The sequence below is a fragment of the Pseudomonas extremorientalis genome (genome assembly GCF_024584605.1).
Taxonomy (GTDB): domain Bacteria; phylum Pseudomonadota; class Gammaproteobacteria; order Pseudomonadales; family Pseudomonadaceae; genus Aquipseudomonas; species Aquipseudomonas extremorientalis.
Window position 1 is genome coordinate 1,821,482 of sequence record NZ_CP089519.1, and the last position, 16,237, is coordinate 1,837,718.

Genomic DNA, 16,237 nt, shown 5'->3' on the forward strand with positions numbered 1-16,237 from the left:
CTTCTCCTTTGGGTGGCAGGCGTTGCAGCGTCTGCGGATGTTTGGTCAGGCTTGGAAGTGCCAGCACTTCACGATGGGTTGTTTAGTTATGACTGCGTTGCTGGTCTTGGCCTGGTGGGCACGAACCGCGCTATCCGTTGCTTTATTGGTGTCGATCAACTTCCGCGAGCGGGAGTCTTTCAGGCGCTCGCGCAGCTCGCTGACGTCGGCAATCTTTTGGCGATGCTCGGCCGCGCACTTCACAAAGTCGTTGAGGTTGATCGCGATGATGTTGTCTTTCTTGCTGTGGTTGACCACGGGACCGTCGGCGTCGAGGCCTTCCAGGTATTCGTACACTTCCCAGAATTCAGCCACTACCGGATGGTCGGAGCTGATCGAGGACTGGCGCTCAATCGCCATGCGGATGATCTGCTTGCGGGTGTGGCTGATCTGCGGTTCGGTGAGCGGCACCACCATGCGCAGGCAGTCGAGCAGGGCGAGCAGTTGGGCGTGGTTTTTGTTGATCCGCTCGACCCGGATGTAACCACGCAGCTTGTTGCCGCAGTGCTGACAATCGGCTTGCTCGTCCTGAAACGGTGTCTCGCAGGCAAAGCAATGCGAATGCAGGTTGCGCAACTTCGTCTCGTAGCCAGGGATGCGCTGGGCGAACAGTTCCATCACTTCCAGCTCTTTGCGAACGGCTTGCAAGACAAAGTTGCTGAGCGTCGAGCCTTCCAGGGCATTGAGCCGATCTGCCGCCGCTCGGCTCTCTGGCGTTACGTTCGGGCGCACAAAGTGCAGTTTCACAATCCGGGTCATGATGGCTTCAGATGCGACCACAGGGGCGTTCTGGCTGATGGCGATCGTGCCGCGAAACGGCGGTTCGTAGGTTTCGTTGCCGGCGGTTTTGACGCCCTTCGTCGCGAGCGTGCCGCCGCCGTAGTAGTCCTTGAGTTCATCCCATTCAAAGGTCTTGGCGTGGGCCTTGTCGTCCCCGCTGCGGTCCGACTCCAGCAGCACGATGGGCATGCCCGATACCTGGCCCATCAGGCGGCTGCGGCCGGCCTTGGTGGACTTGGATGGGTCGAACCCTTCGTATCCTTCCCGGCCTGCCAGTTTCCAGAGCAGGGTAAGCAACGTGGTTTTACCGGCCCCGGCCTCGCCTGTGGCTTCAAGGAACGGAAACGACTGGTAGCGGCTGCGGATCTGCTCGGCGAAAAGTGAACCAAACCAAAAGGTCAGCGCGACGATGCCCTGGGCGCCGAAGCACTGCCAGAGAAGTCCGAGCCACTGTTGATCATAGGTTTTACCGTCCTTCTCCAGATCGATCTTCACTCCCTTTTGTAGGGTCTTGAGCTTGAGTTTGCCCATCTCAAAAAACTCCTCCTCGTTAATGTGGATCACCTGGCCTTCGCGGACGGCAACGTCGCTGAACACGTAGCAGTGGTACTCCTTGCTGTAGCCCACGTAGTCGATGGTCTGTACGGTCTTGATGCCGAAAAGCTGGTCTTTCATGAGTTTGTCCAACTGTTGCCCGCTGCCGGTGAACACGGCCCCGGCACCCATGCCGAGAAGTCTTTTTTTGAATTCGCTGGCGGCAGCGACCTGGCCACCGGTGAAGGTGTTTTTCACTGAGCCTCCGTCGTGGGGAAAGTCGACGCGGAAGAAGTACCAGGACTCGTCGGTAATCTCGTTGCGCTGGAAATAGAGGGCTTTGGGGTAGCAGTTGGCGATTTCTACGACGCAGCCGGCCACGTTCAGCGCCTTCTCCCGCAACTGCTTTTCGTTCAGTACCTGGGTCTCTTGGTCGTCGCTTTTCTCCAATGCCTGCTTGGCGCTGTTGTATTTCGCAAGGTCCAACTTCCACCAGTACAGGCGGGAGTCGAAGCAGAAGTGAAACTCCTCGCGCTCGCGCCACTGGTACATGAGCAACGCCTTGTCACTGGCACTATCTGCGATCAGCAGGGCGCCCTGGTGACGGGCCTCCTTCAGGTCTTTTTCAATGCGATCAGCACGGGATTTTTCGTCGTCGATAAATGCCCAGCGCTGGTGCAAATCGTTCCAGTCAACCTTGCGTGCATCCGGCTGCGTTACCTGGGCGGCTTCGCAGGTAAAGCCAAGTTCACGGGCTCGTTTCACCCAGGTACGGGTGTATTTGTGAGCGCCTGGCTCGTTATCCAAAGCCCAAACCAACTTGGGAGTTTTGCCGCCGCGAGCGGTGATGAGGGCCTTGAGCGACTCTTCTGGAAAGGCGTTTGATGACAGGGCGGCGACTGCGGAGATACCGTTTTGAATGAGCGCAATGGCGTCGAAAATGCCTTCAACGATCCACAGCTCGTTCACCTCCAACAGGTCCACGCACGGTGGGCACCACCAATATCCCCTGTAACTCTTGAGGGGCTGGAAGCGGGCTTTCTTCTTGCCGAAGCGGGAAGGCTGATCAATCAAGCGCTCCCAATACCCGCCATGCTCCAGGGGAAAGCGGACGGTTGCGGAGCCGATATTCAGGTCGCGATCGAAGTAGCTCTCTTGGGTGTACCACCCCTCAAGCAACTGGACTTGGAAGCCCCGCGCAAACGACAGATACGCCCTTGCGCTTGCGGCTGGCTCGTCGCGGGTTGCCGGCGCACGCTTGCTCCAGTCGTCGAACAGGTCCGGGTACAGCTCTTTGGTCGGAGCCATATACCGGCATTTTTCCTCGCGGCCGCATCGTATGAACCATGGTTCATCGTGACGCGAGAACAGGCGTTTCTGATTGCACTGGGGGCAGGTGCCCTTGCGCATGTAATGCGTGCCGGTCATGTGCTGAAGCCCGTAATCGGACTCCAGACGCTGAAGTACGTCAGCCCGGATCTGATCTTCCATTGGCTTACGTATCACTGCGGACGCTCCGCAGTAGGTACAACGAGCTGTTTTTTCAGCTCGCTGCGTGTTTTGCAGATACCGGCCAGGTAGGGCAAGTCCTCAAGCACCCTGGGCGCCCGTTGACCGCTCGGCACATTCCGGTAGCGGTCGGAGTACCAAATATCAGCCATGGTGACTTCGTACTGAGCGGTCAACCACAGCAGGTAGTGCTGCGCCTGCTGTTCGTCCAGCTCCAGTTTTATGGTGATTTTGCTCATTTCGGCCACCAGTAAGTTGCAAGTTTCCCCTACCCACGCGGTGCGGGCATCCATCAGGGATTGATTTCGGGTTAGTGCGGGAGGTTGCGGGTTAGCAGCAGGCGTGTGGGAAGCAAGCGCGCTGAAACGGGGTATCGCTGTTGGGTGCAGTTGTCGAGCAGCCAGATGACCGGTCGAAACGGACCGCTATTCGGGTGAACGCCAAGCCAGGCAACGCGCTTGCAGGTCATGCTTTCGAATTCGGCGACGGCCAGTTCAGCGATGCGTTGCACCAGGTGCTGAGGGACTTCAAGCGACAGCGTCAGGTAGCGGGTGCAGTTCTCGAGCAACTGCGTGTCTCCGGCCAAATGCTGGCAACGATGGCGGTAGAGGTAGGCCACCGCCGCTTGTTGCATCGCGACGCGGTAGTCACTGGCGGGGTTGGTAGTCAGAGCGATGGTGTTCATACAGTTGTGGCCTCCATATCCAATTGATCCAGCAGATCTGGTTGATCGTTGGCGGTTTTCATTGCCTGGCGACGAATGACCACATCTGCAACTGGCAGCTTCACCGCCGGGTTGGGCATGCCGCTGGGGCTCAGTTCGTGGGTCATTTGAAACTCAGCACGCACCGCCCAGCCGCACGCTTCGTTGGTGCATTGCATATAGGTGATGCGCAGGAAAATGTGCTGGCCTTCGCTGGTGCGGATTCGCATGCGGCCGTGGCAGTGGGGGCAGACCAGTTTGTAAGTACTCACTAGACAGCTCCCTGGCTGTACAGCTGAATGGTCGCGAACACCTCGTCGTAGCGGGCGGACATGTAGGTGAGCAGGGCGGCGATGATCGCGTCGGCTTCACGTCTTTCGATAACTCCATCATCAAGGGCGGCAGACATGATCTGATCGACTTTGCCCCGCTTGGCTGAGGCTTTGAGCGAGCGGCTGTACAACTCCACGTTGTCGAGATTCTCCGGGAGGCTCAACGGCACGAACATGCCGCCGTACATTGAGGCGATGTAATCAGCCAAGAACGTGGTGCCGGCGACTTGCTCCAGACGGTGGATGTGTTCGTCGGTCAGCGGGCGACTACCGGCGTTCTCGTAGGCTTGGTTGTCGAACTTCTTGATTGGCATCCCGAGGTCTGCCGAGGCGTATTCCCTTCCGCCTGGGTAGGCGCCTATAACGGCCATGACGACACTCTTTCTGCTGTCTAGAACTGGGCGTTTCATCTTCTGGTTTCTCCCTGGAGTCATCGCCCCTACAGTCGTTTCATACAGCCTGTGCTGATGTTTGTTCGGTGCTCTCCGCGAGGATTCCCGGCAGCACTTCCTTACCGATTAACCGCGACAGGTCTTGAAGGATTTGGAACGTCAACCGGCCACGAGGCAGCTTGTTGTGCCCGGCCCAACGCTGAACCACTTGCGTCACAGTTCTCACTTCATAGCCGTGGCTGAGGGCGAACTGACGGAAGTTGCTACCGCGCTCGATCAATCGTGCTTGGATCTGGCGCTTTTCCATGGCATGGCTCATGGTTGATGTGTTCCTAGTTGGTTAAGATGTACTCATTGCGCATAAGCCTATTTATTCTATTTAAATAAATCAAGCGGTATTTATTCAAAATGCAGAAAAAGTCGCTCGACGCCGTGCTTGAACGCTTGATGACGGTCTTCGCCGTAGACAGCGATAGCGAGCTGGCACGTAAGCTGGACGTGAATCGACAGACGTTGGGGAGTTGGCGTAGCCGACAATCAATACCTTATGCGTTATGCGTAAACGTAAGTGAGGCTGAAGGCGTTTCTCTGGATTGGCTGCTCACCGGGGAAGGAACAATGATGCGAGGTGTGTCGGTCGCGGCCACTGATTTGCTAGCCACCACTCCTCAGGAGGACGCGATTTTGGCTCTATTCCGGTCCTTGGAGGAGACCGATAGGCGGGAGATACAGAGCGCTGCTGAAGAAAAGAAACGCATAAGGGACATCGAGCAGCGACTAAAGGATTTGACTGAAGCCCTTGCCGATACCAAACGGCCAGCATAGTCTGTACCCATTAAGAACGGATCAGTCAGGCAGGAACGCCAATGATCCGCCTGCACTAGGCTTGATCACAAAGCCGGTGAGCCCGAAGGCAGTGCTGCTTACAACCGAGATACAAGGATGTGACTAATGCAATATTCATTCGCCTTCAGAAATTTTCTATGTTCTCAACTAAAAAGCATACGAGCATGCGCTCGCATGACGGTATGTGTGTATCGAAAAAACTTGTCGCACTTCGTAGTCAAGTGCTCAGGGGATATCACACCAGAATGCGAAAAAATATATAAAAATCACATATAACTATTTGAGAGGGCTAGGGTATGGGCGATGGGGGCGAGAAGGCCGCTGCGGTAGCAGAGGTTAAGTTGGAAAATGAAATAATGAATGTAATTGTCCATAGCCTCAACAAGGCGGACGGTGGATTTGTTATTGATGATCGTAAAGAAGTTCTGGAGGTCGGCGAAACCATCCAGCGTCTGATAGATCAGTTGGCTAAAATATACGCGGCAAAGACGGGCAAGTCGCATGGCCGATTTGAGGATGATGTAGATAATTATCCTGTTTCCAGGTACTTGGAATCCTATTATAAAGCAGGCAGTAGTGACTTCGTTGCTACTACCTTGCAGATGGCTGAAAATCTCAAAATGTCCGCTCAAGGGACTGCATCTACTGGTGGGCACGTTTTCTTTGCGCATTTCAAGAGAGAAGCTGATCAGTCCCATTATTTTATAGTTGCAATTCTTAATGACGAGTTGGGTGCTGCTTTAAATAAGTCCAAAGAAGTTGTGGATGCTCTGCATCTAGATATCAAAGGATTCCGTCTGGCAGGCCGTGTCAATCTGACAACATGGGCTGATGGTGGAGATAAGTACCTGAGCTTCATTAAAGGTCGTGGTCAGGATAAGGTATCTGAGTTTTTTAAGCTATTTCTTGGCTGTAACAATTCAGTCGCAGCGGTGTTGGAGACACAGAAGCTCAGTACCGCACTTGAGTCATTTGCTCTTTCAAAAGGTATGGACGAAGATTCGCGAGAAGAGTTTTTACAAAGTGCTTACACTGTTTGCAAGCGTTATGCTGATAAAGATACACCATTTGAATTGGAGGCTTTTGCGAACGAGCTTTGGCCGGAAGCACCCCAGGAACTTAGTGAGTCATTCGAGGCGTCAGGTCTAGATATTTCTGATGGTTTTATACCTGATAAGCGATCTCTTCGCAGTCTGGTAAAGTTTAGCGGTGCTACAAAGAACTGGCGGATAATGTTTGATCGGGCAGCCTTGAGTAATGATGAGATAGAGTTTAATATTGAGGCCGAAACATTGGTGATTAAAAAATTGCCAGAAGAGTTGCTTGCTCGTTTAAGGGTGGAAGTCAGTCAAGATGGCGAAGAGGATTAAGTTTGTAGATTTGCTGCCTATATACAGAGCCATGGAGAAAGCTCCAGGCTCCCTTTACAGGCTTGAAATCACAAATGATGTTTTGAAAAGTGCTTTGGCGCTTGCAATTGATGACTCTAATGTCGATGAGTCAGGTATTGCTGTGCGCCAAGGAGATTATGAAAACATTAGCCTTGGTGATGTCTTTCTTCTAGCTGTTTCCCAGCCAAGGTTGGGGTTAGGTATTCTAGCTGAAAGTTTTGCAAAATATATTACATCGACGACCGGGGCCAGGGTCAAAGAAAGAGATAATTACTATTTAATAGAAGAGGCTTTTTCATCTTCTGATCAGCCGGTAAATATCAGTGTAAATAGATATCGTAGGGTTTTGAGGTTTATTGGGCTGATTAATGAGTCGGCGCATTATTTGGATTCGGCAAAGGAGGAATTGGTGTTTTATAAGGACGGTCGGTTTGTTGTTCCTCTATTTTATGGCGTGCAAGAAGTCGATGCGCTAGATTTTTCTGTCTTTGAATCTTTAGAGCGGTTTGTGCTTGATCCGTATCATAAAGAGCAGAAAATTAAGATGCTTGGCGAGAATTTGATTGAAATGCTTTCCATGGTTCCAATGAGTGAAAGGTTTTCTTACCTGATTTCCCATTTAGGTGATTTGTATAGCCGCCTGCAGGCTGGTTATAATCTTTTCGCTTCAGATTACACCTATGAGAAAGCTGTTACTGAGGTGCATGCTTTTAAAGTTGATGTGATAACTAAAATTCATAAAGCTATTACTGATATTCAGGCGCAGGTTCTAGGTATTCCAATCGCGACGTTTATTGCACTTAGTCAGCTCAAAAAAACTACGGGGCTGAATGCCCAGTTTGCTGCGAATACTGTTATTTTTTTTGGTGTCATGGTTTTTTGTTTTCTTCTAATAGGGTTTTTGGCTAATCAACACGCTACTTTGAATACTATTAATCAAGAAATTTTACGACAGAAAAAGGTTTTTGCAAAAAGATTTGAAAGTAAGCAGGTGGCGTATGAGGGAGAGTTTTCTACGATAGCTGGGCGCCTACGTTGGCAGTACGCAGCAGTTTATGCAATAGCAACTCTCGATGTCCTAATGTTCTGTGGTTCCGCTGTATATTATGTTCTTCATACACGACCAATATATGATTTATTGTTTTAAGGTCGATCCGCTATTTTCTTCGTTGTAATTATCAAGCTTTAATTTTTTGCCATTCTCTTTGCGCGGCACGTTTTGCAGTGCGTTCACTGGCATACAACCACCGCAACCGCTTCGGCCTCGCCTGATCCCCCGCCGTGATCGTCTTTTCCTTCCCGGTCTTCTGGTCTCGGAAATACGCGATGATCCCTGTGTAATCGCCTCTATTCTCTTCTGCCAGGTCCTCAACGTTATCCTCCGGCAGCTTGCTCTCCAGCTCCAGGCTCACGGTATAACCACCGCTGTCAGTTAGGTTGTGTTGCACGTTGCCACCGTACCAAATGATCTCGTCGATCTCCGCTTTCACGCCCTGGAGCGTGTACGTCAGCTCGGGGATCAGATCCGGCCGGCCCATGGCCAGGGTGTAACTCAAAGTTGCGCTGCCACGTTGCAGGCGCCGGAACTCCGCCCGGGCCGCGCGGAGAGCTGACTGCTGGTCGCTGTACGTGTGTCGCAGATCTTTGAGGTTGTCGCCGCCGCCGGCAATCGCCTCCTGTTTCTTGGCGCTGTTCACGTCGTAGTAATAGGCGCGCACGCCGTCGTAGCTGTCGCGGTCGGCTTGCAGGTAGCGGTGCTGATCGCCATCGGCGCGGGTGAGGGTGATATGGGGCAGGTCCATGCCGCTGGCGGTCTTGCCGCCACCCGCCGGCAGGCACAGTAGGCAGCCGGCTTTGACGCTGGCCACCGCGTCGAACTCTTCGCCCAGGCGGCTGATCAGGTTGGCGTCGGACTCGTTGGCCTGGTCAAGCTGCAGGATGGGCAAACTGTCGAGCGCACCGGAAATGGTGGCGGTGAGTCCGTTGCCGATGGCGATATCGCCCAGGACGTCGCCGAGGGTGGTGTTGCTCCAGCTGCGCTCGCGCTTGGTTTTCAGGCCTTTGCGCAGATCTGCCGATCGAGCGCGGATGCTTAGCACGTCGGGCGCGCCGCTGTGTTCGGTTTCGTCGACGGTGTAGGTACCTTTGTCCACCAGGCCCGTGTCGCTCCAGCCGAGCCACAAACGGACCACCGCACCCTTCGGCGGAATCGTCAGCAAGCCGTCATGGTCGCTGAGGGTGATGTTGAGCTGGTCGGCCTCGACGCCGCGGTTGTCGGTCAGCTCCAGGCTCATCAGCCGCGGGCTGATTATTTGGGCAATGTCCAGTCCGTCGACGGCGAGCCGAAAGGCCGGAACAGGATAGGCTGCGTCTCGGACATAGCGCTCTGCGGTGTTACGCAGGTAGCCCGTGACCTTGGCAATGATGGGCTCTATCACAGCAGGCCCCGCAGGATGTTGACGCCGATGCTGGTACCGGCGCCGAGCAGGTCGATCCGGTCATCATCGGTGCGCTTGATGCTCAGGGTGAACTCAATGCGTCGTGCCGTACCGTCGGGAAAAAATATGGTCCTGGTTTCGCTGAGACTTTCGATCACCCACAGGCCGTAGATCCGCCCGGTACCCTCGACCATGGGCCAGGCCTTGCCGGTGTTTGCCATCAAGCGTAGCGAGTCAAGGCTGAGGGCCGTGCCGGCCAGTTCGGGGAAGAGGATGCCGGGGAGGGTGATGGCATCTTCGCCACGGCCAACGAATTGCCGCGCGGGGGCTGCACCGATGCGGCTGTTGCTGGCGTGGCGCCAATCGGTTTGGCGTTGTAGCTCCTGGTAGGCGGCGGTGTGGAGGCTGAACACGAACATGCCGAGTGCCATCATCATGGTAGTTATTCCAGGTCGGAGAGTTTGCTGCGCTGACGCGCTTTCTTTTCGTTTTCGATGCGGGTCAGCATCGCGCGCAGGCTTTTTTCCAGACTTTGCATGTCGGTACCAGGCCCTGCGGTGATGGTGATTTGGTAGGTGTCGTGGCTGTCGTAAACGATGGCTGCAGACGATCCGCTGATCGGGGGCGCGTTATCCACGGCAAATGCCGGCATAGCGCTAGCGCCGAGGGCCAACGTGCCTGCGGCGGTCATCTGCTTGCTCATGCTGGTCAGGGCATTCAGTGGGCCTTTCTGCCCTCCCTCAAGACCCTGAGTAAGCCCGGCCATGGTGAACCCGCCCAGCTCCGCAAACACCCGCGACGGGCTGTGGATGCCGAGTTTTTCCTTGAACCAACCAATACTGGCGTCTCCGATCGAGCCGATGGCGTCTTTGACGGCGCCGATTCCGGCCGTCAGCCCATTGATCAGGCCGTTGACGATCATGCCGCCGAACTCGGTGAAGCGGCCGGGTAGTTCGATGCCCAGGTAACTCATCACGCCGGCGAACGCTTGATACACCAAACCGAGGGGGCTGAAGTTGACCAGGGTGGTGATGATGCCGCCGATCCCACCATCGAACCCCGCTTTGATCTCGGTCCAGGCGTTGGCGAAGTAGTTCTTCACTGCGTCCCAGTTTTTGTAGATAAGGTAGGCGCCGCCGGCCAGCGCGGCGACGACGGCAGTGATAATCAAGACAATCGGGTTTGCTGCCAGGCCCCACAGAGCCACACCCACGGTGCGTAGGGCGGTCAGTAGCGCGCCGCTCATTGTGGTGGCGACCATTCGGACGCCCTGGGCGAACATGGGGAATGCGTTGCGGGCCAGTCTGGTCAGTGTGGGCATTAGGCGGCCGAGCATTTTGGTAATGCCGCCACCCTGAAGACCGAACATGGTCATGCCGTAACGCAGCACTGCGAACGGCCCAAGCATGCTTGCCATGGTCAACGCCAAGCCGCCGAAAACAAATGCCATCGCAGCAATTGCGGCCACGACCTTGACCAGGCCCCCGGCCAATTTAGGGTTCTCCCGGGCCCAGGTGCCGATGCTGTTGGCGATTTCGCCCAGGGTGTTGATCAGATCCTTCAGGTCCGGCGCTACCGCTGCACCGAACTCAGCCATGGCGTTGGTGAAACTGCCTTCTGCGGCCTCCATGACGTTGGTGAGGGTGCCTAACTGTTCATTCACACGGGTGCGTAGGTCGGCTTGAGTTTGCAGCTTCTGCTGGACTTCCCGATATCCCGCCAGACCTTTGTTCATCATGGCGTCCAGAGTCGACATCGTCTCCGCATCATCCCCGAACAACGTCTGTTTTATTTCTGTTCGATCGGTATCGTTCAGGCCCTTCAGCTTTTCAATTTGCGCATACAAATTTTCCAGCCCAGCAAAGTTGCCCTTGTCATCCGTAAACTTGAACGACATCCCCGGTTTAGATTTCGCGAGCGCTTTGTTCGCTTTGTCGACTTTGTCTTGATTCAGCCCCGCTTGGAAAATTTTGCGGAAGGCGTTGCCTGCGGAACCACCGTCCATAGCTGCCTGGTCCATCATGATTAGCAGCGGCGCCAGTTCCTTTGCAGCATCGATCCCTGACTTCTTGATTACGTCCATCACTGGGGCAATCTTGCTGAAGCCCTGTAGCATGTTTGTTGGGTCAACACCGGCATAGAAACCACGCTGGATGGTATCCATCAGCCCCATCATGTCTTTTTCGCTGGTACGCGTGGCGTCCTGCATCTTGGCGGCGAATTCAGCCGCGTCTGTGGCTCCCATATTCAACTGGACGCCGAGGTAGGCTGCGGCCTCACCGGTACCGCCTAGGATGCTCTGAGCGCTGATGCCCTGGCGCCTGAGCATGGTCATCATGTTCTGAAAGTCGGCCGTGGTGCCTGGCAAGCGGTCGCCCAGCTTGGTGGCCAGATCCGTGATCTTCTGGAAGTCCTCGGAGACCTTGCCGGTGTTGTCCATCATCGACACTTTGAGCTGAGTCGCGGAATCCTCATTGGGCGCAAAGGCCTTCACTGCGGCAGCGACAGGGCGGCTTGCTGCATAGCCGACACCTAAGCCGGCGGCGCCGTTCACGGCGAGGTTGCCGGCGGCGCGCTGGGATTTCTCCATTTGACTGCGGGCCAACGCAGCCTGCTTATGCTGAGCGCTCAGCTCGGCCATGCGCTTGCCCTGGGTACTGATACTGGCGTTGGTGGCGTTGATTTTCTCGCGCAGTTGGCGCTCGTGGGTGCCAAGGTTTTTGGTGCTGATGCCGGCGTCGTAGAGTTTCGAACGGAGGCCTTGCAACTGCTCGCTCTGCTGCTGGTGCTGCTGCTTGAGCCGCGTTGCCTCGCGCACCGCTGCCTGGAAACTCCGGGTCATTGCCCTGGTCGGCGTGTCGGTGGCGGCAAGTTCCTGACTCAGGGATTTGACGCGGTCCCGTGCTGCGGTGAGAGACGCGCTGGTTTGCTCAGCAGCCGCACGCTGAGCCCTCCAGGAGCTGACGTCTTTCTGTTGGCTGGTGAGTTCTTTCAGGCGGTCGCGAGCGTCCTTCAGGGCGCGTGCAGTCTGGATGCCCCCTTCGCTGATGTGCTTCAGGGGGCGGGTAGCTTTGTCGATGGTACTGAGCAGCACCTGAAGTTTCAGATCATTTGCCATCGGTGGAGCTCCGCACCCTGGCGCGCTCGCGCCAGTCCATCAGTTCCTTCAAGCCCAACTGATCCATGTCAGCCGGCGCCCAGTGAAAAACCACGGCCAGGTCGGCCATGGCGTCCTCTACGCAACGAGGGATGCGTCCGTCTTCATCGATTTCTGTAGCAAAAAACCAGACACCTTGGTGCCAAGGGCAAACAGGTCGGCCGGGTCCATTGACGTGACTTCGACGGCGGTGAGGGTAGGGGTGCTGATGCGCGGCACCACCTTGACCAGGCTGTTGACGTCCATATTCAGCAGCTCTGCCAGGCTAACGCCGCGCAGCTCGCCCGAGTTGGGTTTGCGCAGGGTGATGCTGTCGATGCTGGTGGTGCCACGGCGAATCGGCGTGTCGAGGATGACGGTGTTGTCGTCGGCCAGTGATTTAACGTCGGGTTGTTCGGTGGCTTCGTCTTTCATGGGTAGAGCTCCTGGAGATGAAGGGATTGGGTTAGTGATCGATGACGGCTATCAGAGGCCGATGGCGCTACGCTGTTTCTCCAACATGTCGACGCCGCCGACCTTCTCGATGAAGTTGAGCAGGTCGATTTCGATGATGTCTTCGTTGTCGACGGTCAGCTTGTAGTAGCTGCAAGTGGTGGTGATGGAGTGCTCGGTGTCTTCGCCCGGTGTCGCGTCACCCATCTCAATGGTTTCGTGACGGCCGCGAACAGTTACCTCTACGGCACTGATTTGGCCGGTGTCGTCCTGCTGGAAGGCACCGGCGAAGCGTAGAGCAATACCGGAGGCGTTAACCGCGCCGAACTGCTTGAGCACGATCAGGTCCAGGCCGCCCAGCTTCCATTCCATCTGGATACCGTCGTCGGACATGCCCAGGTCAGCTTTGACCGGGCCATTCATGCCGGCGGCGCGCCACGCTTCCATCTTGCGGCCCAGGGCGGGCAGGGTGACGGTTTTGACCTTGCCCTGGTAGCTGCCGCCGTCGTTGAACAGGTTCATGTTTTTCAGTTTGTGAGGCATGGCCATGGCGGGAATCTCCGGGGTTATGGCACAGGGTTAACTCCCCTCGCGGGGAGGCCCGGTTTAAGCGTTGACGGCGGCTGCGAACTGCATCAGGTAGCGGTCGGTGATGCGCTGACGCAAGGTGAGGTCTTCCAGGGGCGGCACAGGGGTGTAGTCGTAATCCAGGGTCAGCTTGCCGGCCTTGAGGGTGTCCTTGTCGTTGATGTCTTCCGGGTACCAGCAGCTGCCGCCGATCAGGTAGCCCTGGTTGACCAGTTCGCGGAACTTGGCGTTGATCCCGTTGATGATGTCTTTGACCAGGGAGGCGTGCATGGGCTTGTCCATGGCCCACATGTGCGCCTCGGCCATGGTGTCGGCAATGATCTGCGCGGTACGGGTGTAGTTTTCAAACGCAAACAGCGGATCTGCACTGCACGTACGGCTACCCCAGAAGCGGAAGCCGCCTTCGTTGATGAGAGTGGTGACCTCGTTGCTGTTGAGATAGTTGGCGTCGGTGGCAGGGTTTTGCAGGTCCCAGAACACGTCGGCGCTAATGCCGGTCACGCCGTTGACCGCGACGTTGGAGAGGGTCTTGTGCCAGCCGATGTCTTTGTCGATCAGTGCCCGCAGGCCCAGCGCACGGGCTACTGCCGACGCGGTGGCGGTCGCGCTGGTGACCGTGTTCCAGTTCTGGAACTCCGGCCAGATCACCATGACTTCACGTGCGCCGAAGTTCTCACGATAGGCGACCACTTCTTCCTTGGTTTTGCAGTCCCACGCACTGACGTAGGCGAAGGCGCGCAGGTCCTTGGCGATCGATACCAGGGCGGTGGCTACCGGCTGGCTGTCGAGGCCTGGCACACCGAGGATGCGCGGCGTCATGCCCACACGGGCCTTGGCGGCGAGCAGGGCTTTCATGCCGGTGTACTTGCCGTCAGCGGTGGTAGTCCCGATCAGGGCTGTGTTGGTGGCGGCCGAGTCTGCGCCTTCCTTGACACGCACTACGATGGTATAGGGCTTGGTTTGATCGGCGATGGCCTGCAGGCTCTTCGCCAAGGTGCCTTTGACGCCGGCTTTGGCGATGGCGCTTTGCACGTTGGTCAGCAGGACAGGGGTATCCAGCGGGAACGCTAGCGGGTCCGCATCTTCAGCCGTACAAACCAAGCCGATGACTGCGGTTGCGATGGTGCGAATGGGGCGGGTGCCGTCGTTGAGTTCGAGAACCCGCACGCCGTGGAGATAGTCTGAACCGGCCATGGGTGGTTGCCTGCGCTGTGATGAAATGACAGTGCACAGGCTGCCGCGCGCGCGCCGGATGGGCGAGCGGTGGGCCTTGTAAGAAGCGCTGTTACAGTTCGATAGGTATGTTAACGACCAGCCAATAGCGAACTATTTACGCGGAGTGCTGAGCAGCGCGGCGACATCTGGGTTTTGCGCAAGAAAGTCGGCCAACTTAGCGATCGGATCGTCTCTATCTGCTGGTTGTGGTCGATTGACGAGATCCCAACTGACGCCATTCCAACGCGGCCAGCGTTCGTCCGGAACTTCAACCGGCGGCGCTACGAAAGTGCTGTTGGCCGGCAGCAGATACACGCCTGGCTCCAATGGCGATTCGTCGGCCTGACTGTTGCTTTGATAGAGGCCTGCACGGTCGTAGTGGTAGGCGATCATGAGTGTGCTCCTCAAAATTTAATACATGCCAAAAGGGCAATGTTACGTGGCCGTGCTTCGGTACCACCACTGGTATTGATGGTGATTGCATGGTTATGGCTTCCCGCAGCTTCGATCGCCAACGTGTGGTTATGGTCGCCGGCTGATCCCATATTGCCGGTGATCCAGTCCGGCCATCCGCGTCCCTCTTCGAATCCTGTTTGGTTACCGCCATATGCGGTAGCAAGTGTGCCGCTGTGGGTGTGGGCCCCTGCATTATTGGTTGATCCAGTGTGAGTGTGATTACCCGCATCAGCTGCGGTAGCGCCGTGGCTGTGACTCTGGTTTGAACCGAGCTGGCTACTGCCGAGTTCGCGACCGCCATCTACGCCACGCCCATCATCCCACCCGCGTACGAACTCTCCGCGCAGGTCTGGTACGTTAAAAGTTGTGAACCCATCACCGCCCCCGTAGGTAGTGCCGACAGCGGCATACAGTTCTGCGTATACGCTGCGGCTGATGGCTGCACCATTGGCTTTAAGCCAACCAGCCGGTGCATTGCTACGTGCAAAGTGGCCGATGATTCCGACGGGTGCCATTTGCCGCGTTTCGGATTTGCTGAAGATCTCCAAGTTATCGCGGGCTTTGGCCTTGTCGAAGACATCAGCAAGATTTTGGCTACGTTCCAGCGGTGCTGGAGCGCTACCGGCCGGTTCATTGTTGACCAGCGTAATACGGGTGCCGGCCGCATAGCTCTGACCAAGGTGCAGACGCGTCGGAATATCCTGGTCGGCCGTCCATTCAATAGCACTTGTTCCGATGTCTATTCGTAGCCCTTCGATGTAAACCGCCAGGCCATAGGTGGTGGTTATTGAGAGGTCCACGACAGTCTGGTCTTGAGCCAGAATTTGCTTTTCAGCAACTGTGTCGACGGTAACGTTGATCGCGGAGGGGCTTTCCCATTTGAAGTCACCGTCCGCGTTGCTGGCTTTGCCGAGCAACTGCCCCACGGTTCCGCCGGGGATTACCTGGGCTGCGGTCATGTTGTTGATGACCCAGGCCTGCGAGGCAACCGCAACATTCGGGTCTACCATAAGTGTTACGACGCTAGCGTTGCTGACCACAAACTCCAGACGCACAACTGCATCGGCAAAAGCGCCTTCAGTTGCCGTCGGCTTGTAGGTCTCTGGCAAGTTACCCACAGCAAACAGGGACCCTGATGCATCGAACACACCAATCTCACGCATGACCCAACCGCCTGCACTGGCGGGAATTACCAACTCAACTGTGAAATGAGTGGGGTCATTGGGCGATTGATAGACACGGTTGACCGTATTGCGATATCGCTCGCGGATCAGACCCGTCTGCATCCAGTCGGGTGTCGTCGGTGAGCCGTTGCCGTCCCCTACCGCCATATGAATGAGGTTAATCGGCGTGCCACTGGCTTCAGCGCGCGCCATGGCGATTAGGCCGTATTGGGTATGAATGGTCTTAAATGCCATACATGAA

General features: G+C 56.1%; 18 protein-coding genes. 3 read left to right on the forward strand and 15 right to left on the reverse strand.

Annotated elements, in window-relative coordinates; all coding sequences use genetic code 11:
- Window positions 1–45: 45 nt before the first annotated feature.
- From LUU92_RS08125 to LUU92_RS08150, 6 genes are all read right to left on the reverse strand, one after another.
- Window positions 46–2,844 carry a toprim domain-containing protein gene (locus tag LUU92_RS08125; protein ID WP_257103395.1) on the reverse strand — a complete coding sequence of 933 codons (2,799 nt, stop codon included), beginning with the start codon at window positions 2,842–2,844 and terminating at the stop codon, window positions 46–48.
- 11 nt (window positions 2,845–2,855) lie between these two features.
- Window positions 2,856–3,101, reverse strand: coding sequence for a hypothetical protein (locus tag LUU92_RS08130; RefSeq protein WP_257103396.1), 246 nt, complete (start codon window positions 3,099–3,101; stop codon window positions 2,856–2,858).
- A 71-nt stretch (window positions 3,102–3,172) separates the two neighbouring features.
- Window positions 3,173–3,547: a hypothetical protein gene (locus LUU92_RS08135; RefSeq protein WP_257103397.1), complete on the reverse strand. Its 375-nt coding sequence runs from the start codon at window positions 3,545–3,547 to the stop codon at window positions 3,173–3,175.
- Complete coding sequence (locus tag LUU92_RS08140; RefSeq protein WP_257103398.1) at window positions 3,544–3,837, reverse strand: Ogr/Delta-like zinc finger protein; 294 nt, start codon at window positions 3,835–3,837, stop codon at window positions 3,544–3,546. The genes LUU92_RS08135 and LUU92_RS08140 overlap by 4 nt, the downstream gene beginning before the upstream one ends.
- Window positions 3,837–4,307 (reverse strand): YmfL family putative regulatory protein, encoded by a 471-nt coding sequence (locus LUU92_RS08145; RefSeq protein WP_257103399.1) that lies wholly within the window; start codon window positions 4,305–4,307, stop codon window positions 3,837–3,839. Before LUU92_RS08145 ends, LUU92_RS08140 begins: the two co-directional genes overlap by 1 nt.
- A 40-nt stretch (window positions 4,308–4,347) precedes the next feature.
- Window positions 4,348–4,596: a helix-turn-helix domain-containing protein gene (locus tag LUU92_RS08150; protein WP_257103839.1), complete on the reverse strand. Its 249-nt coding sequence runs from the start codon at window positions 4,594–4,596 to the stop codon at window positions 4,348–4,350.
- Window positions 4,597–4,697: 101 nt separating this feature from the next.
- On the opposite strand from LUU92_RS08150, the gene LUU92_RS08155 reads away from it, so the two are divergent.
- The 3 genes from LUU92_RS08155 (at window position 4,698) to LUU92_RS08165 (ending at window position 7,673) form a co-directional block, all read left to right on the forward strand.
- Window positions 4,698–5,114: a helix-turn-helix domain-containing protein gene (locus LUU92_RS08155; RefSeq protein ID WP_257103400.1), complete on the forward strand. Its 417-nt coding sequence runs from the start codon at window positions 4,698–4,700 to the stop codon at window positions 5,112–5,114.
- 317 nt (window positions 5,115–5,431) lie between these two features.
- Complete coding sequence (locus tag LUU92_RS08160) at window positions 5,432–6,505, forward strand: nucleoid-associated protein (RefSeq protein ID WP_257103401.1); 1,074 nt, start codon at window positions 5,432–5,434, stop codon at window positions 6,503–6,505.
- On the forward strand, window positions 6,489–7,673 hold the full coding sequence (locus tag LUU92_RS08165) for a hypothetical protein (RefSeq protein WP_257103402.1): 1,185 nt from the start codon (window positions 6,489–6,491) through the stop codon (window positions 7,671–7,673). Before LUU92_RS08160 ends, LUU92_RS08165 begins: the two co-directional genes overlap by 17 nt.
- A gap of 31 nt (window positions 7,674–7,704) precedes the next feature.
- Here LUU92_RS08165 and LUU92_RS08170 read toward each other — a convergent pair whose 3' ends face one another.
- The 9 genes from LUU92_RS08170 to LUU92_RS08210 form a co-directional block, all read right to left on the reverse strand.
- Window positions 7,705–8,964: a phage late control D family tail protein gene (locus LUU92_RS08170; protein WP_257103403.1), complete on the reverse strand. Its 1,260-nt coding sequence runs from the start codon at window positions 8,962–8,964 to the stop codon at window positions 7,705–7,707.
- Window positions 8,961–9,401, reverse strand: a complete 441-nt coding sequence (locus tag LUU92_RS08175; RefSeq protein ID WP_257103404.1) for a phage tail protein — start codon at window positions 9,399–9,401, stop codon at window positions 8,961–8,963. Before LUU92_RS08175 ends, LUU92_RS08170 begins: the two co-directional genes overlap by 4 nt.
- A 5-nt stretch (window positions 9,402–9,406) precedes the next feature.
- A complete protein-coding gene (locus LUU92_RS08180) occupies window positions 9,407–12,082 on the reverse strand; it encodes a phage tail tape measure protein (protein ID WP_257103405.1) in 2,676 nt (891 codons plus the stop codon).
- Window positions 12,072–12,191: a GpE family phage tail protein gene (locus LUU92_RS08185; protein ID WP_083207100.1), complete on the reverse strand. Its 120-nt coding sequence runs from the start codon at window positions 12,189–12,191 to the stop codon at window positions 12,072–12,074. The genes LUU92_RS08180 and LUU92_RS08185 overlap by 11 nt, the downstream gene beginning before the upstream one ends.
- Window positions 12,192–12,199: 8 nt before the next feature.
- Complete coding sequence (locus LUU92_RS08190) at window positions 12,200–12,535, reverse strand: phage tail assembly protein (protein WP_257103406.1); 336 nt, start codon at window positions 12,533–12,535, stop codon at window positions 12,200–12,202.
- Between the two features lie 51 nt (window positions 12,536–12,586).
- Window positions 12,587–13,102, reverse strand: a complete 516-nt coding sequence (locus LUU92_RS08195; protein WP_257103407.1) for a phage major tail tube protein — start codon at window positions 13,100–13,102, stop codon at window positions 12,587–12,589.
- Window positions 13,103–13,159: 57 nt separating this feature from the next.
- Window positions 13,160–14,335: a phage tail sheath protein gene (locus LUU92_RS08200; RefSeq protein ID WP_257103408.1), complete on the reverse strand. Its 1,176-nt coding sequence runs from the start codon at window positions 14,333–14,335 to the stop codon at window positions 13,160–13,162.
- Between the two features lie 132 nt (window positions 14,336–14,467).
- Window positions 14,468–14,749, reverse strand: a complete 282-nt coding sequence (locus LUU92_RS08205; protein ID WP_213553647.1) for a phage tail protein — start codon at window positions 14,747–14,749, stop codon at window positions 14,468–14,470.
- 11 nt (window positions 14,750–14,760) lie between these two features.
- Window positions 14,761–16,230 (reverse strand): phage tail-collar fiber domain-containing protein, encoded by a 1,470-nt coding sequence (locus LUU92_RS08210; protein WP_257103409.1) that lies wholly within the window; start codon window positions 16,228–16,230, stop codon window positions 14,761–14,763.
- Window positions 16,231–16,237: the final 7 nt, after the last annotated feature.

What these genes read in the sequence shown, in the direction of transcription:
- LUU92_RS08165 (WP_257103402.1), top strand. Translation starts at nt 6,489, where the DNA reads ATGGCGAAGAGGATTAAGTTTGTAGATTTGCTGCCTATATACAGAGCC.
- LUU92_RS08150 (WP_257103839.1), bottom strand. Translation starts at nt 4,596, where the DNA reads ATGGAAAAGCGCCAGATCCAAGCACGATTGATCGAGCGCGGTAGCAAC.
- LUU92_RS08125 (WP_257103395.1), bottom strand. Translation starts at nt 2,844, where the DNA reads ATGGAAGATCAGATCCGGGCTGACGTACTTCAGCGTCTGGAGTCCGAT.
- LUU92_RS08155 (WP_257103400.1), top strand. Translation starts at nt 4,698, where the DNA reads ATGCAGAAAAAGTCGCTCGACGCCGTGCTTGAACGCTTGATGACGGTC.
- LUU92_RS08130 (WP_257103396.1), bottom strand. Translation starts at nt 3,101, where the DNA reads ATGAGCAAAATCACCATAAAACTGGAGCTGGACGAACAGCAGGCGCAG.
- LUU92_RS08190 (WP_257103406.1), bottom strand. Translation starts at nt 12,535, where the DNA reads ATGAAAGACGAAGCCACCGAACAACCCGACGTTAAATCACTGGCCGAC.
- LUU92_RS08160 (WP_257103401.1), top strand. Translation starts at nt 5,432, where the DNA reads ATGGGCGATGGGGGCGAGAAGGCCGCTGCGGTAGCAGAGGTTAAGTTG.
- LUU92_RS08135 (WP_257103397.1), bottom strand. Translation starts at nt 3,547, where the DNA reads ATGAACACCATCGCTCTGACTACCAACCCCGCCAGTGACTACCGCGTC.
- LUU92_RS08205 (WP_213553647.1), bottom strand. Translation starts at nt 14,749, where the DNA reads ATGATCGCCTACCACTACGACCGTGCAGGCCTCTATCAAAGCAACAGT.
- LUU92_RS08185 (WP_083207100.1), bottom strand. Translation starts at nt 12,191, where the DNA reads ATGGCCGACCTGGCCGTGGTTTTTCACTGGGCGCCGGCTGACATGGAT.
- LUU92_RS08180 (WP_257103405.1), bottom strand. Translation starts at nt 12,082, where the DNA reads ATGGCAAATGATCTGAAACTTCAGGTGCTGCTCAGTACCATCGACAAA.
- LUU92_RS08145 (WP_257103399.1), bottom strand. Translation starts at nt 4,307, where the DNA reads ATGAAACGCCCAGTTCTAGACAGCAGAAAGAGTGTCGTCATGGCCGTT.
- LUU92_RS08210 (WP_257103409.1), bottom strand. Translation starts at nt 16,230, where the DNA reads ATGGCATTTAAGACCATTCATACCCAATACGGCCTAATCGCCATGGCG.
- LUU92_RS08195 (WP_257103407.1), bottom strand. Translation starts at nt 13,102, where the DNA reads ATGGCCATGCCTCACAAACTGAAAAACATGAACCTGTTCAACGACGGC.
- LUU92_RS08200 (WP_257103408.1), bottom strand. Translation starts at nt 14,335, where the DNA reads ATGGCCGGTTCAGACTATCTCCACGGCGTGCGGGTTCTCGAACTCAAC.
- LUU92_RS08175 (WP_257103404.1), bottom strand. Translation starts at nt 9,401, where the DNA reads ATGATGATGGCACTCGGCATGTTCGTGTTCAGCCTCCACACCGCCGCC.